Raw genomic sequence first — 14,596 nt, 5'->3', positions numbered from 1 at the left:
ATTTGCCTGAGTAAGGCTACATAGATTGGAATTACTAGATTTTTAAAATTGGTAGTTCCTTTTTTATTACTCAAATAACACAATAGTAACACAACTACAGCTAAAAGTATAAATTTATAAAATAATAGGAGCGTAAGAATGAAAAAAAATATTTTAAGTCAAGATTTTTATGAAGACACCATATCTCGAGAATTAGTATCTATATTAGAAAAAGAAAAAAATTATTTTGATGAATGCACAATATTTTATAAGTATCCTGTATTTAGAGAGCTTGACGAAGAGCCTAAAATTCCAGATTTATTATTAGCATCTCCAAATTATGGGATAGTTATATTTAAATGCGATTCAACAAGTAAGGTTAGGGATGAAGAGTCATTAAAAGAAGTAGTAGAAGAATTATTGTGGATGGAAGATAATATTTTTTCTAGACTACTCCAAAGTTCTAATAAAAGATTAAAAAGTGGGAGAAGAAATTTGTCTTTTAATGTATCGAGTGTATTATTTGCACCTAATCTAGAAGATGTAGACATGTTAGAACTAGAGTGTTCCGTAATAACTAATAAAAGTGAACTTTTAAGTAATTTTGATAATATACAAAAAGATATGGAAAAAATAGATAATGAAATAATTTTAGATGCATTAGCTATAATAGAGGGATCAATAGCAATTACAAAACCTAAGGAGAGGGATTTAGGAAAAGGAGAAGATATAACTAAAGCTTATATAATGAGGAAGCTAGAAGAAGAGATAGCTAAATTTGATGATACTCAAAAATATGCGGCATTGTCTCAAATAGATGGGCCACAAAGAATACGAGGATTAGCAGGATCAGGGAAAACGATAATACTATGTATGAAAGCAGCTTTGTTACACCTTAAATATCCAACTAAAAAAATACTATATACTTTTATGACGAAAAGTTTATATGATTATATAGAAAAACTTATAACTAGGTTTTACAAGGTTATTGGAGATGGATCTCTACCAGATTTTGAAAATTGTATTCATATTAGACATGCATGGGGAGGAGAGAACATAAGAGGTGTGTATTATGAAGCTGCTATAAGAAATGGTATAGATTCCATAAGCTTTTCGGATGCTGCAAGAAAAGTTGGTAGAGGGGATGCATTTAATTATATATGTGATCAACTACTTTTAGATAGAAGAGGCAACTTAGAAAAAACATATGACTATGTATTTATAGATGAAGCCCAAGATTTTGGACCAGCCTTTTATAAACTATGTAGGTCTATAGTAAAGAATGATTGTATAGTTTGGGGATATGATGAACTTCAAAACATATTTAATATAGATATGCAAGATACAAATACGATTTTTAAAGACGATAGAATAAATTCTAAAGGTATTGATTTAGTAGAATTACAAAAGCAGTATCCAGATATGGACAATGATATAGTATTATCCAAATCATATAGAAATTTAAAAGAAATTATAGTATTAGCACATGCAATCGGGTTTGGTATATACAATGATACGTTAATTCAAAGTTTAGAGAATGATGAGCATTGGAGAGATTTAGGATATTCGATAATAGAAGGAACATGTGAAAATGGACATGAGGTCAAGATTGAAAGACCTGATTCAAGTAGTCCATTAGCGAATTGGTATGATAGAGATGTTGATGATATTATAAAAATGAATCTAGATGCAGATTTTGAAGAAGAAATTAAATTTGTATGCGATGAAATAGAGAACGCTATTAAAGTTGATAAACTTAGAGCTGATGATATTATGGTTATATGCTTGGATGATAGACATGCTAAAGGATATTTTTATGAAATTAGTGAGGATTTATATAAAAGAGGTATTTATACACATAATTTGACATTAAATTCTTATGAAAAGGGGTTTATAGAGGATGATTGTGTAACTTTAACAACTGTATATAAAGCAAAAGGTAATGAATCAGCAATGGTATTTATAGTTGGATGTGATGTATTTGAAAATAATAAAGATAGCATATCTATGAGAAATAAACTATTTACTTCTATTACTAGAGCAAAAGCTTGGATAAGATTAAGTGGATTAACTAAATCTCTTCAAAAGGAGATTACAAAAGTTAAAGACAAGAAATTTATATTAGAATTTACATATAAAGATTCAAAAATAATAAAGAGAGATTTAGCTGAAATCAATGCTAAAAAATCTCAAATTAGGGATAAGATAAGTGATCTTATATTTAATCTAGAAAAAGATGGTTATTCAAAGGAAGATATTATTAAATTTATTGAAGATTTTGATAAGGATGGTAAATAATCAAAATGAATGAAGCTAAAATTAAGGATTCCATACATAGGGCAATTAAAATCTTAAAAGAGGTTGATTTGTATTATAGTGAAAATAGATCTAGAAAATTTACATTAGACAAACATAAGTTTTCAGATAGGTTTATTAGTGCATCACAGACAGATGACTATAATTTAATATATAAAATAGGTATGGAAGATGCTGCATATGATATTCTATTGAAAGATAATTCATTTTTACAGTTCTCTATGGAGATTGAAAATAGTAAAAATAATGAGTTTAAACTTAGATATGCATATTATCAAAGTCCAAATAAAGTAAAAAATTATGAAGATTTTTTAGAAAGTATAGGTTTTGATTATGAGGAATGTGGAGATGCATTTCTTAATGATTACGACCAGTATGTATGGGAGTCACAAATTAATAAAGGGGCATGCCCTATAAGATATGATTTTGATTATGAGCTTTATAAAGGATTAAATCACTCTATATCACATATTCATATAGGACATAACAATGAAGTAAGAGTATCAACAGGAAAAATACTATTACCAGAAAAGTTTATTTTGTTCATAATTAGAAATGTATATCCAAATATATGGATATGCATTGTAGAAAATAAGAAATTATTACAGGAATGTTTAAAAATAAAAGCAAAATGTGAAGATATAGATTATGAGAGATTTTCAATTGAAGAGCGGAATTTATTGCATTTAACATAGAAAATGAAGTAGAAAGTGCTACTTCTTTTTCTATGTTATCAAATTTAAAATATAATCATTGCTAATTAGAAATAATAATTATTTGTAATTTAATATTTAATACTTAATTAAAAATCCAATCTAACTATAGTATAAAAATTTCATTTAATTTATCTATAGCTTCTAACTTAGTATCCTCCATAACATGAGTATAAATGTCTAACGTAATACTTATATCATAATGGCCCATTAACACTTGAACTGTTTTAGGTGGAACATTAGCTTCAAATAATCTAGTAGCATAAGTATGCCTTAATCCATGGAATTTAATAGGCTCAATATCGAGTTTGGTTAATGTACTCTTTAAATTCCTAGCAGGTCTTTTATCATCTATAGGATAACCTAAATTATCACAAAATACATAATCATTATTAGAATATAAATCTCCAAGTTTTAACCTGTTTTTACTTTGTTCAACCTTATGATCTTTGAGTTTGATCAATATATTCTTAGGAATAGGTATGGTCCTTATAGAATTTTTAGTTTTAGGTAATTGTTCAATAACTTTAGACTCTCTATTACCGTTTCTATCTATTTGAGTAACTCTTTGTAATGTTCTATTAACAGTTAGAGTACCAGTATTAAAATCTATATCACTCCATTTTAAACCTAATATCTCACCAAGTCTCAAGCCTGTACTAAGTGCAACTAAAAATAATACTTCTAGGTTATGACCTTTTATAGCTTCAATAAATAACTTTTGTTGATCTGAACTTAATACTTTGATTTCTTTAGTTGTATTATCTTTAGGTAGGGTAACCATTTTACAATAGTTCTTTTGGATATATCCTTGTTTTTCAGCTTCTGCAAGACAAGGTTTAAGTCTAGTATTTAAGCTTTTAACGGTTGATACAGGCTTATTATATAAGTCTATAAGCTCATTATAATGTTTTTGTAAGTGTGTAGCTCTTAAATCTTTTAATTTAATTTTACCTATGTTAGAGCCTTTAATATAGTTTCTATATATCCCCTCATATTTTTCAAATGATTTAGGTTTTAAGTCTTTTATTCTATAATCAAATAGCCAAGTATAATACCATTGTTCTAAAGTTAGCTTATCATCAGATGGCAAAGCTCCTAGACTCATTTGTTTCTTAAATTCCTCTAATTTTTCCTTAACTTCCTTTTGAGTTTTACCATAAAATTGTTTTCTAATATATTTTCCATTCTCATCTGAGCCAATTGATATAGAAGCTCTCCATCCTTTATTTACTCCATTAACTATATATTTACTTATAGAGCCTTCGCCATTAGCTCTTTTATTGGCCATTTTACTCACCTTCTTTATTATTCTTTAGCCGAAGCAAGTTTTTTAGATTTATTAGCTCGTCGTTCTACTTTTTTTAAATCTTCATGAAGAGGTAATTCTTCTGGCATTGTTCCGCCAAGTTCTTCTATAGTCTGTCTAACTTTTCTACCAACTTCAAAATGAGTTTCATTAGCTTTATATTTTCCCTGTATATTTTCACGTCTTAATTTTTCTTCTGTTTGAGTAGCTCTGAATAGGTTGGCTGCTAATTCAGTACTGCCCATATGATCTAATAGATCCTTTTTTTCGGATAACCCTTTTTTAGCCTTAATATCTTTATTATCTAACCCTCCATATAATCCTTTATAACCATGATTTTGAAAAATAGCATAATCTAAAGGTGTTTTTACGCCAGCATCTTTAGCTGCTGCAGCTAGCATTTTATTATGGGTTTTCATTTCTCCTCTTAGCTTTAATCTTTTTTCATCTTCTGATAATCTAGGGAACTCTTCTGCAAGTTCTTGTTTTCTAGTTTGAATAGCAAAATAACTTTGAGCTAAAGCAACCATTTCTTTTCTAGGATCTGCATTTTGAACAGTTAAATAACAAGCATATCTTGAAAGGAAATAATCCTTAACTTCTCTAATTGCACCTTTAGCTAAATTTATCATTTTGTTGGCATCAACAAAATGATCAGATACATTGATATTGCTATTTTCACATGCTATAATAGCCTTTTTTATAGCTGTTTCAAAATTTCTAAATTCTTTATATTCAAGGGCATCTTGTAAATCTCTAGCACTCCAATATTCATTTCCGTTTTCATCTATGTTTTTTATATTTTCAAATATAGTGTTACTCATATTTTATCTCCTCCAAATAAAATTTAATATAGTATTGTAGTTACTAGATAACGAATTTCAGTAACTACAAAATAATCAAAAAAATATTTATATTTAACTTTGGTATGAAAAGCTTAAGTTTATTGTGTAGTTATATTTTTAGACAAATGCTTAATATTATATGTCACTACAATGTTAATAGATGACGATATAAAAATTTCGATTAATTAGAGTAAAGTAAAGTTTATTAGATTAACGAAGTTTTACGTTCATCTCAATATTGAGTAATTCTCATAGTGTAAGTTTTATATTTATACTTAGCAAAATTTGTAACTACAATGTAATAGATGACCAGGGAAAAATCTTGGTTAATTATATTAAAGTAAAATTTCTGAAAACGAAAAATTACGTTCTCAAAATTGAGCGGTTATCATAGTGTAAGTTTTATATTTATACCTAGAAAAATTTGTCACTACAATAGAGTGTTAATTTACTCAGAATCCAATTTTGGATTTTTAGTTTTAATGTAGTGGTTACTAATTATCGGATTTATTTTTTAACCTCATTATTTTCTTTTTCTATTTTATACAATTCATATTCAACTAAATCAGTTACTTTTTTTATTATAGAATTAATTTGATCATCTGTTAAATATTCTAATACATCATCATTATGATCATCGTTATTATATGAATCTATGGATAGTGTAGTGTAAAAATCTTCATGACTTTCTAAATAGTTAAGAATAGAGCGGAGTAAGAATTTAGGGTTATTTTCAATACTGATAGCATAATCCTTCCAAGATTCTCCACACTCTTTCCAGGCTTCACTATTTTTCTTATGAATTTCTACAACGGACAAATCGGCATTACTAGAATTGTAAATTTTTTCAAAATAATTTTGAATTTTAGTCTTATTATCATTACTTATTCCGTTATAAAATAACTCGTCAAAAGGCTGTATATCTAAATCTGCTCGATTTGAAGTTATCATACAATTAAGTCGTTCAATGTCATTTATAGGATCATATCTTTTAATATAAGATTCTTTTTTTTGATAAAAATCATATTTTATACGAAGTAGCAATATCCAATTGTAAAGTTGGGTATCTGTTAATTCTAAAATATTTGCAGTTTTTAAGAATAATGTTTTATCTGAGAAATCACATTCGAAAAAACTAGAGAAAGATTTATCATTATGATTTGTACCTAGTAAAAGTGCTAATTCCTCTAAGAAATAAAAACCGTAAAATACTCTTTCTAAAAAATCAAATACATCTGGATTTGAATTTAATATATCTGTCCAACTTACAAGTATATCGAAATCAATAGATAATGCTTTTGCAATACTCTTTAAGGTGCTTAAAGAAGGGGTTCTTTTCCCTGTTTCATATCTTCCCAACGTAGACACATTAATTTCTAATATATCAGCAAGTTTTTGTCTTGATAAACCATGGAATTCTCTATTTTTTCTTATACTTTTTCCTATATCCATAATTTCCTCCTAAAATTAGTTTATATAAGTATTATATATGTATTAGTGCCGAAATGGAACAAAAAATGAAAAACATATAAAAAAAATAGTTGACTAATGCCAAAGTGGAATGATAAGATGTAAGCATAATGAAAAAATGCCGATTTGGCACAAAAGGTAGGTGGATTATATGCACTATAAATTAAATTTGAAGCTACTAAACTTAGAAATGATAAAAAAAGGTTATTCAATTAATCAGTTATCTAAAGAGAGTGGTGTTGGAAAGGCTACTATATCAAGATTAACAAGAGAAAAAGTAGTATCAAGGCCTAGTACTATATACAAGATAGCTAAAGCTTTAGAAATTAATGTAGAAGAAATACTTGAAGAAATAGAATAATAGGAGGGGATAATTTATGAGTAATACAAACTTAGATATACTAAAAACTCTACAAAGTACCCTTAATGTTTTAGTAAGTCAACAAGAGGAAGAAAGAGCTAGGGAGCAAGGTTATAGAGAAGTAATGACATATAAGAGAAATAAAGCAGAACTTATGACAGCTAAAGAAGCAGCAAAGGAATATCCTATAGGAGAAGCTAAGTTTAGAGAACTTTGTAGATCAACAAATAAAGGATTCCCGAGCATTAAAATAGGGTGTAGATATTACATAATAAAAGATAAACTAGATGACTGGTTTAGAGCTAATGCTGGAAGCTGTTTGTAAGGAGGTAGATAATATGGAAGATTTAAAATATATAATTTTTGATGGAGAAAAAATTCAAAGACATTATAACGATATATTTAATGAGCAGGGATCATATTTAGAAAGTGGATATTTAGTTGGTGTAAAAATATGTGACAAAGAATTTAATGTGTTTGTTAGTGATAATGAGGAAACAAAAGAAAGTAGGAGGTATGTAGCATTAGGAGACAATCAATTTGGGACAGTAACAGTAATAAAAGCATTAAAGAAGCTTATTAAATTTTTAGAAATGGGGATAGATATTGGTTTCTCTAGTAATTCAATAGAGTAGGTGAGTCGATTTGAAGGAAATTAATAAATATGATTCAATGGCTAAAACATATGAAGATCAATATCTTACAAAAAATGAAAAGTTAATATATGTGTACTTGATATTACTGCACAATAATATAAAGGGATACGCATATCCGAGCTATTCATCTTTGAAAAAAGCTTTATCAACTACAAGGGATGACACAGTATCAAAAGTAGTTAAATCATTAGAAGAAAAAGAGTACATAGAAAGAGATATTTCTCCAGGAAGAAATACAAAGTATTATCTATTAAAAAATATTAAAAGTACTACGAAAAACGAGAGTACTACAGAAAATGAAGGTACTACGAAAAGTGAAGGTGCTGCTACTACGGAAAATGAAGGTATACCCCTACGAAAAGTGAAGGACAATAGTATTAATATAGGATTAAATAATAATATTAATATAAGCACTAATAAAAAAGCTTCTAAAAAAAGCAATAAAACTTATATAGATTTATCACATATGGAGATTGAATATATAAAACTAACACAAGAGGAATATAACAAGTTAGTTGAAAAATATACAGAGGGATTAGTTAAAAAGAAACTTATAGATATGGAATCTTATGAAGCTAATAGGAAAAAGAAGTATTTAGATCATTATAAGGCTTTATGTAGTTGGTTAAATAAAGAAAAACCAAAGGAGCAACCGTTATATGAGAAACCAAGGGGAAAAGTTATAGAAATGAAGATAGGAGAAGGATAATATGCCAGAGCATTTATACAGTCAAGAAGCAGAGCAAAGTGTACTAGGGTGCATGATATTAGATAGTAGAACTATAGACTATATAAAAAATTTAAATGGTGATGATTTTTACTATGAATCTCATAAGGACTTATTCAACTCTATTATGCTGTTAAATAAAAAAAATAAGCCTATAGATTTAGTTACTATAGTGGAGCAATTAAAATCTATAGGCAAGCTAGAAGATGTAGGAGGAATTAGTTATATAACGAGCTTATCAACCATAGTTCCTAATACTTCTAGTATAGGGCATTACATAGATATTGTAAAAGGATTTAGCGACAAAAGAAGAATGATAATAGCTTCATATAAGTTTATAGAAAATATACGAGGTGGTAAGGATATCGATTCATCTTTAGAGATATTTGAGAAGTCAACAAATATTATTGATGAAGTTAAGGAATATAATAACACTCTTGATTACATAATGAGCAATATTTTTGACAAGTTAAATGACAAACCACAAGAAAAAATTAAAACTAATATAGCTATTATTGATAAACATACTAATGGAATTGGGAAAAAAGAGTTAATAGCTATCGGCGCTGGTAGTGGAGTTGGTAAGAGTGCTATAGCCTTAAAGATATCAATAGAAGCTTATAAAAAAGGCAAAAAAGTTATGATAATAAGTCGTGAAATGAGTAAAGAGCAAGTAGCTGAACGTATAATCTTGTCAGAGACAGGAATATCTAAATTAGATTATGAAAATAGAAGTTTTACAGAGAGTGATTGGGTAAAGTTAACAAATACTATGAGCAATTATTATACTAAAAACATAATTATAGACGATCAAATATCTACTATACAGGGGATAAAAAGAGCTATAAGAGTCAATAAGCCGGATTTAGTTATAGTTGATTATGTTCAATTATTAACTCCAAGCTCAATTAAAGATACAAGAGAAAGACAAGTAGCAGAACTTTCTAGAGAGTTAAAAAATATAACTTTAGACTTCGGAGTACCAGTAATTCAACTAACACAATTAGCAGAAAAGGGAAATGGAAATTTTAGACCTAGAGGAGAAAGTTATACAAGAGAATCAAGAGCTATATATCATGACAGTAATATAGTTATATACCTTCACAGAGTAACAGAAGAGAAAGAGCTTAATGAGGCTTATAAAAGGACTATATTTAATGAAAGAGGAAGCTTTGATGATATGAAAGCAACTATTGAAGCTCAAGGAATTAAGGGGAATAAATTCTTAGAAATTATAGTTGATAAAAATAGAAATGGTACAACAGGAAGTAATTATTATTGGTTTAAAGGCTCAGATTTAAACTATTATCCAATAGTATAAAATTTTAGAACGATATAAATTTTTATATATGAACATATGGAGATTGATAAATGAGTATTCAAAAATTAATTACAGAAATAAATAGAAAAGTTGGAGCATTAGAAATTATAGAGCATATAAGGGTTAAAAGATCTATATCCAAAAATAAAGATTTACTAGTTGGAGCTTTTATTGTAGAAGGTGGATTTTTAGAATTTAAAGGAGTTTCAGGATTAGAAATTGAGATTAAGATAAATAGATTTTTAAAGTATGAAAAAATAAACTCAGATATATATAGAATATATAACCAAAATATTAATCTATTAATTAGACCTTTAGAATAGTAAAAATATCTAAAATTTAGTACTTATAAAGCTTTTTAGACTTATTTTAGTATAAATCTACATTATGAATATAAAAAAGCAGTTACACACGGTAACCACTCTATCTACAAATAGAATTGTACCACGTGTAGTTGCTCTTAGTAAAGGAGTAAATGTATATGAATTATAATAAATTTAAAGTAATAAAAGAGATATTGATAAGAGCTAAGAAAAATTTCAAGAGTAAAGAAACTTTAGAAATAGCTATAAAATTAAATAAATTAAGATAAAACACACACATACTTAGGGAGATTTAGGACTAATGATAACAATAGCAATAGGGATAGAAGAACCAACGGTAACAGTTGAGATACATCACAAAGAGAATTTTTACTATCATGAAATTCAATGTGAGAACTTCAAAATAGCTCAAGAGGTAGCTGAAAAATTAAGAAAAGGAATACAAGATAAAATAAATATGTATAAATAAGGGGATGAATAAAAATGTGTAGATATAAAAATTACTATGTTTATGTTATAAGATATACCTTTAAGAATGGTTCTAGAGGAGAGCAGAAAATATTAAGTAAATGTGATAACATTGATAAATTAGTTTCTATTTTTAAAAAGCAATTAGATAGAGCTAAAAGAGCTAAGTTTAAAGTTTTAATAAATAAAAATACAAGCTGCGGAAAGCAAATTTTTAAGGTTGTTGATGGTTGGCTTTTAAATATGGATATAAGTAATTTCTATATAGAGTTAATGTAATGTTCTAAAGTCCTAGTTTTATACTAGGGCTTTTAATTAATAAATTAGTAGTGTAGAAATAATGTTTAGTTAAAATGTAAATTTACACTATATGGAGGTTGAGATATGTTTTGCAAAATAAGAAAGGGAAAAGAAACATATAGTATTTATATATGTGAAAGATATAGAGAAAATGGGAAGGTAGTGTCAAATGATAAGAAGATTTGTACATATGGATATCATAGCCTATATGATGATTTTGAGGATTACAATCCTAATTTTAATGAACTTCCAAAATCATTAAAAAAGATACTAACAAGAAGGATATTAAAGATTTATACGGTTGAATTATATAATGATTTAGAATGCAAATTGTTAAAGCTAAAAAAGGAATATTATCCTAAGTATGAGCAGCTATGTAGAAAGATAGATTTAAAGTGGGCAGAAGAAAAGGCGCAGAGAGAAGAAAAGTATAATGAATTTAAAGAACAATATAGAGATTTGTATTATAAAGAGATATCAGCTAAGTATCAAGAGGGTTACTTGAATGGTCAATTATCAAGTGCAAATTTTGGTAGTGGAAATAGTTTAGACATTGACAGTCAAGAAAAGTCACTACTTAAAGAAGCATTTAAATTATTAAGTCATAAATATCATCCAGATAAAGGTGGGTGTACTGATAAAATGGCTTCTATTAATAATTTAAAAGAAAAGATATTATAGATAGGAGAGGGTAATATATATGAGTAAAGGATATGAAATTTTTTTATAATGTAATAGGATTTATGCGATATATAAAGCATGAGCTACATTTGAAAATAATTAAATAATATTGAACAAGGTGTTAGTATGATGACACCTTGTTTTTATATATATATGGATTTGAGATTGTATGAGGTCATATGAATATATTGAAATATTTGGTATAATTTGGAGTATATAGATTAATTTAAATAGAAAAGGAAGTATTAATGCTTAAGAAATATATAGAAAATGAATTTAAAAGTTTGAAATTATATCCCAACTTTTGGTCTAGCAATGAACAATATTTATGCTTAGAGCTTGGAAGGGATATAAGTACATCAGATAATGATTATATAAAAGTTGTATATGATAGAGCTGTTAGTGTATTTAAAGATTTATTCAACGATAATGATGATATAATTTTTGTAATTAATGTTTATACATGGCTAGACTGTATCAATAGGTATGAGGAAAGTAAGTGTTGTGATTTATACTATAGTAGTGTTGAGAATATAAGACTAAAACAGTACTTAAGACATAAAGCAGAATTAAAAAAAGTTAATGTTTACTCAGAATATATATCTTGTGAAGATACGGATGATAATCTTAAGAAAATAGATCATTATTATGTAAAATGTAAAGTCAAAGATATAAAATATGGATTATTAATTGAGCAAATAACTAAAGAAGATCTAGGATATAGATTTAAAGGGTTAGCAGATTATTTTATAATAAATATTAATAAGCATTATGTATATAGAATGTGTACTGATGAATATATAGATTTAGTGTTTCTAAATAATGAAGATAGATTGAAAATAAGAGCTAAATATATAGATATAAATGATGATCAAGAAAACTATTATTAAAATAATATAGCTATACTTAATAATAGTTAAAGAATTATTTGTATGCTTAGTATTTTGTTAACTGAATGTAACTTGAATAAGATGATAGTATACATATAAAATAGAATTAATAAGGGAGGAGGAGTAAATATGAATAGAAGCATAGAAAATCCTATGTCAGCAATTTTTAAATGTCTAGCTACATCTGTATTATTTATGTTCATAGGTTTTATGTTTGGACAGATATTTATACCGGTTAGTTTTGCATATTATGCAAATATGATATTTACTTTTTTAATGATAGGACTTTTAATAATGTCTTTATTATCAAGAAAAAATATAATTCCTATAAGCTTTTCTATGAGTTTTGTTTATGCATTTACTTTTATTGATGGTATTCTTACATATCCATTATTACAATATTATTTAGAGGATTTAGGGACAGGTGTATTTACATCCATATTGGTTGCATCAATAGCGTTATTTGCAGTATTAGCTAAATTATCAAGTAGAAAAGAAGCTGGACATTATCTGGGACTAGGAAGTATATTATTCGCTGGACTTATAGGTATACTAATAGCATTGATAATTAATATATTTATAGGGGGAGCAATGCTTAGTTTATTAATAAGCATAGTAGGTGTAGTAATATTTTCTGGCTATGTTCTTTATGATATAAGTTTAATAAAGCATGAGATAGAAAATGGTGAAATAAGAGAAAAGAATGATCTATCTCTACATGTTTTAAACCTTTACTTAGACTTTATTAATATATTACTAGATTTATTGAATATAGCATCAATTTTAGATGATTAATATATAATATTTTTATAGAGGTGGCTAAACCCAATTTTAAAATGATTGGTTAAGCTATCTCTATTTTTATACATATAATGTTATAATAATTATAGTATAAATATAACAAAGGGGTGTTTATTATGATAACTAATGAAGATTATATAAGATATGAACCTATGGTATATAAGATTGCTAATAAATTTAAAAATAATATATATAAATTAGAGATAGAGGATTTAGTTCAAATAGGGTCTATGGGTTTTATAAGAGGGTTTAATACATATGACGATACAAGGGATTGTAAAAAAGATACTTGGATATATTCATGTATAAAGAGAGCTATATTAAGAGAATTTCAAAATTTAAAGAGAATAAAAAGACAATCTTTAGCTAATTCAATATCAATAGATACACCTATAGGTGGACTAGATGAGGATATAACAATAGCTGATACGATAGAAGATATAAATATAAATGTATCAGATGAAACTATAGATAAAATAACGATAGAAGCCTATAAAAAAGAAGTAAATATGATATTAAATGGAATAGAACATTATATTGCTTATGAAACCTTATTTACTGATAAGACATTAACTGAGGTATCAGCTTCAAAAGGAATAGAATACTCAAAGGCAAAGCATATACAAAATAAAGCATTTAGAGAATTAAAGTTTAAGAGTAAGTTAATACGTTCTAAGTATATGGAGTTAAAAGAGAAAGAGGCAGAGAATAACATAATTAATTTATATAAAGATCCTGCTAAATCAATTTATATACATGAAATAAGCAAAGAATTAAGAAATAAATACAGATATGAGCTTGATGTTATAGATACTATACAAACTATATTTGATGGACTAGATACATATAAGAGGAATAAGGTTATACAAGGATTTATATTAAGTTTAGATGATATTGTAGAAGCTAAAGATTTATTTATATATAAAACTATTGCAAAAGGGAATAGGGATTCTCTAAAGGATAAATATAGCTTTAGTGATATTTATTTTGTAGAAGATAGAATAAAAAATACTATTTCTAAAAATAAAGATTTAGTATATGATTTATGTAAAGATTTTGAGTATGGAAAATTTACAAATATAAACAAAGATGATGGTATTATAGACAATATAACGTATAAAAGCAGCTGCATATGATATAACTAAAAAACAAATATTATTATTTATTTAAGCTAGTCGATTTTTCGGCTAGCTTATTTTTTACATGAATGTTTAAATTTTTTTATATTAAATGTTAATATATCCAATTTTGTACACTTAACGACCAGTTATGCACTATATATTTACAAAATTTTACGAATAGAGCTAAAATTAAGTTAAATCATACTTTCTTAATTAAAACTATGAAAAGCCAAACTTTAAGAAATTAAAGGATGGAAAGCTAAGGAGCTAAGGGTAGAATACCTATGCTAGCAGGATATCAAGAGGAGGAGATTA

Annotated in this window: 17 protein-coding genes and 1 riboswitch; of the genes, 14 read left to right on the top strand and 3 right to left on the bottom strand. The window is 26.7% G+C overall.

Translation table 11 applies throughout. The features are described 5' to 3' along the window. The first annotated feature begins 138 nt into the window (after nt 1-138). Together I2A66_RS06230 and I2A66_RS06225 are read left to right on the top strand one after the other, a co-directional pair. On the top strand, nt 139-2,277 hold the full coding sequence (locus tag I2A66_RS06230; RefSeq protein WP_195251241.1) for a DEAD/DEAH box helicase: 2,139 nt from the start codon (nt 139-141) through the stop codon (nt 2,275-2,277). 5 nt (nt 2,278-2,282) lie between these two features. Then, on the top strand, nt 2,283-2,990 hold the full coding sequence (locus tag I2A66_RS06225; RefSeq protein ID WP_195251239.1) for a DUF2290 domain-containing protein: 708 nt from the start codon (nt 2,283-2,285) through the stop codon (nt 2,988-2,990). Nucleotides 2,991-3,114: 124 nt separating this feature from the next. Here the strand turns inward: I2A66_RS06225 and I2A66_RS06220 are convergent, their stop codons facing one another. The 3 genes from I2A66_RS06220 to I2A66_RS06210 all read right to left on the bottom strand — a co-directional run bounded on the left by I2A66_RS06220 (nt 3,115) and on the right by I2A66_RS06210 (nt 6,614). After that, complete coding sequence (locus tag I2A66_RS06220; RefSeq protein ID WP_195251237.1) at nt 3,115-4,299, bottom strand: tyrosine-type recombinase/integrase; 1,185 nt, start codon at nt 4,297-4,299, stop codon at nt 3,115-3,117. A 17-nt stretch (nt 4,300-4,316) separates the two neighbouring features. Beyond that, nucleotides 4,317-5,141: a DNA damage-inducible protein D gene (gene dinD / locus I2A66_RS06215; RefSeq protein ID WP_195251235.1), complete on the bottom strand. Its 825-nt coding sequence runs from the start codon at nt 5,139-5,141 to the stop codon at nt 4,317-4,319. 528 nt (nt 5,142-5,669) lie between these two features. Continuing rightward, nucleotides 5,670-6,614, bottom strand: coding sequence for a helix-turn-helix domain-containing protein (locus tag I2A66_RS06210; protein WP_195251233.1), 945 nt, complete (start codon nt 6,612-6,614; stop codon nt 5,670-5,672). A gap of 169 nt (nt 6,615-6,783) precedes the next feature. On the opposite strand from I2A66_RS06210, the gene I2A66_RS06205 reads away from it, so the two are divergent. The 12 genes from I2A66_RS06205 (at nt 6,784) to I2A66_RS06150 (ending at nt 14,296) form a co-directional block, all read left to right on the top strand. Continuing rightward, nucleotides 6,784-6,993, top strand: coding sequence for a helix-turn-helix domain-containing protein (locus tag I2A66_RS06205; RefSeq protein WP_195251231.1), 210 nt, complete (start codon nt 6,784-6,786; stop codon nt 6,991-6,993). Nucleotides 6,994-7,009: 16 nt separating this feature from the next. Continuing rightward, on the top strand, nt 7,010-7,318 hold the full coding sequence (locus tag I2A66_RS06200; RefSeq protein ID WP_195251229.1) for a helix-turn-helix domain-containing protein: 309 nt from the start codon (nt 7,010-7,012) through the stop codon (nt 7,316-7,318). Between the two features lie 13 nt (nt 7,319-7,331). Beyond that, a complete protein-coding gene (locus tag I2A66_RS06195) occupies nt 7,332-7,628 on the top strand; it encodes a hypothetical protein (RefSeq protein ID WP_195251227.1) in 297 nt (98 codons plus the stop codon). Nucleotides 7,629-7,638: 10 nt separating this feature from the next. Beyond that, nucleotides 7,639-8,358, top strand: a complete 720-nt coding sequence (locus I2A66_RS06190; protein ID WP_195251225.1) for a helix-turn-helix domain-containing protein — start codon at nt 7,639-7,641, stop codon at nt 8,356-8,358. 1 nt (nt 8,359) lies between these two features. Beyond that, nucleotides 8,360-9,697: a replicative DNA helicase gene (locus I2A66_RS06185; protein ID WP_195251224.1), complete on the top strand. Its 1,338-nt coding sequence runs from the start codon at nt 8,360-8,362 to the stop codon at nt 9,695-9,697. Between the two features lie 50 nt (nt 9,698-9,747). Then, the gene (locus I2A66_RS06180; RefSeq protein ID WP_122639037.1) at nt 9,748-10,020 is read left to right on the top strand and encodes a hypothetical protein; all 273 of its coding nucleotides are present in this window, start codon (nt 9,748-9,750) and stop codon (nt 10,018-10,020) included. A gap of 301 nt (nt 10,021-10,321) precedes the next feature. Then, a complete protein-coding gene (locus I2A66_RS06175; protein ID WP_195251223.1) occupies nt 10,322-10,489 on the top strand; it encodes a hypothetical protein in 168 nt (55 codons plus the stop codon). Between the two features lie 14 nt (nt 10,490-10,503). After that, entirely contained in the window at nt 10,504-10,767 is a 264-nt protein-coding gene (locus tag I2A66_RS06170; RefSeq protein WP_122639038.1) for a hypothetical protein, read from the top strand. Nucleotides 10,768-10,872: 105 nt separating this feature from the next. Beyond that, nucleotides 10,873-11,469 carry a hypothetical protein gene (locus I2A66_RS06165; protein WP_122639039.1) on the top strand — a complete coding sequence of 199 codons (597 nt, stop codon included), beginning with the start codon at nt 10,873-10,875 and terminating at the stop codon, nt 11,467-11,469. Nucleotides 11,470-11,717: 248 nt separating this feature from the next. Further along, nucleotides 11,718-12,359, top strand: coding sequence for a DUF3885 domain-containing protein (locus I2A66_RS06160; RefSeq protein WP_122639040.1), 642 nt, complete (start codon nt 11,718-11,720; stop codon nt 12,357-12,359). A 129-nt stretch (nt 12,360-12,488) separates the two neighbouring features. Then, nucleotides 12,489-13,154 (top strand): Bax inhibitor-1 family protein, encoded by a 666-nt coding sequence (locus I2A66_RS06155; protein WP_195251222.1) that lies wholly within the window; start codon nt 12,489-12,491, stop codon nt 13,152-13,154. Nucleotides 13,155-13,276: 122 nt separating this feature from the next. Then, entirely contained in the window at nt 13,277-14,296 is a 1,020-nt protein-coding gene (locus I2A66_RS06150; RefSeq protein WP_195251221.1) for a sigma factor, read from the top strand. 203 nt (nt 14,297-14,499) lie between these two features. Continuing rightward, nucleotides 14,500-14,584, top strand: a riboswitch (cyclic di-GMP riboswitch). Nucleotides 14,585-14,596: the final 12 nt, after the last annotated feature.

Origin of the sequence: Romboutsia sp. 1001713B170207_170306_H8 (assembly GCF_015550495.1) — a bacterium.
Classification (GTDB): Bacteria; Bacillota; Clostridia; order Peptostreptococcales; family Peptostreptococcaceae; genus Romboutsia_E.
This window is presented reverse-complemented; position numbering and strand designations above follow the sequence as displayed.

Coding starts and splice junctions, on each gene's coding strand:
- I2A66_RS06230 (WP_195251241.1), top strand. CDS start 139: ATGAAAAAAAATATTTTAAGTCAAGATTTTTATGAAGACACCATATCT.
- I2A66_RS06225 (WP_195251239.1), top strand. CDS start 2,283: ATGAATGAAGCTAAAATTAAGGATTCCATACATAGGGCAATTAAAATC.
- I2A66_RS06220 (WP_195251237.1), bottom strand. CDS start 4,299: ATGGCCAATAAAAGAGCTAATGGCGAAGGCTCTATAAGTAAATATATA.
- dinD (WP_195251235.1), bottom strand. CDS start 5,141: ATGAGTAACACTATATTTGAAAATATAAAAAACATAGATGAAAACGGA.
- I2A66_RS06210 (WP_195251233.1), bottom strand. CDS start 6,614: ATGGATATAGGAAAAAGTATAAGAAAAAATAGAGAATTCCATGGTTTA.
- I2A66_RS06205 (WP_195251231.1), top strand. CDS start 6,784: ATGCACTATAAATTAAATTTGAAGCTACTAAACTTAGAAATGATAAAA.
- I2A66_RS06200 (WP_195251229.1), top strand. CDS start 7,010: ATGAGTAATACAAACTTAGATATACTAAAAACTCTACAAAGTACCCTT.
- I2A66_RS06195 (WP_195251227.1), top strand. CDS start 7,332: ATGGAAGATTTAAAATATATAATTTTTGATGGAGAAAAAATTCAAAGA.
- I2A66_RS06185 (WP_195251224.1), top strand. CDS start 8,360: ATGCCAGAGCATTTATACAGTCAAGAAGCAGAGCAAAGTGTACTAGGG.
- I2A66_RS06180 (WP_122639037.1), top strand. CDS start 9,748: ATGAGTATTCAAAAATTAATTACAGAAATAAATAGAAAAGTTGGAGCA.
- I2A66_RS06175 (WP_195251223.1), top strand. CDS start 10,322: ATGATAACAATAGCAATAGGGATAGAAGAACCAACGGTAACAGTTGAG.
- I2A66_RS06170 (WP_122639038.1), top strand. CDS start 10,504: ATGTGTAGATATAAAAATTACTATGTTTATGTTATAAGATATACCTTT.
- I2A66_RS06165 (WP_122639039.1), top strand. CDS start 10,873: ATGTTTTGCAAAATAAGAAAGGGAAAAGAAACATATAGTATTTATATA.
- I2A66_RS06160 (WP_122639040.1), top strand. CDS start 11,718: ATGCTTAAGAAATATATAGAAAATGAATTTAAAAGTTTGAAATTATAT.
- I2A66_RS06155 (WP_195251222.1), top strand. CDS start 12,489: ATGAATAGAAGCATAGAAAATCCTATGTCAGCAATTTTTAAATGTCTA.
- I2A66_RS06150 (WP_195251221.1), top strand. CDS start 13,277: ATGATAACTAATGAAGATTATATAAGATATGAACCTATGGTATATAAG.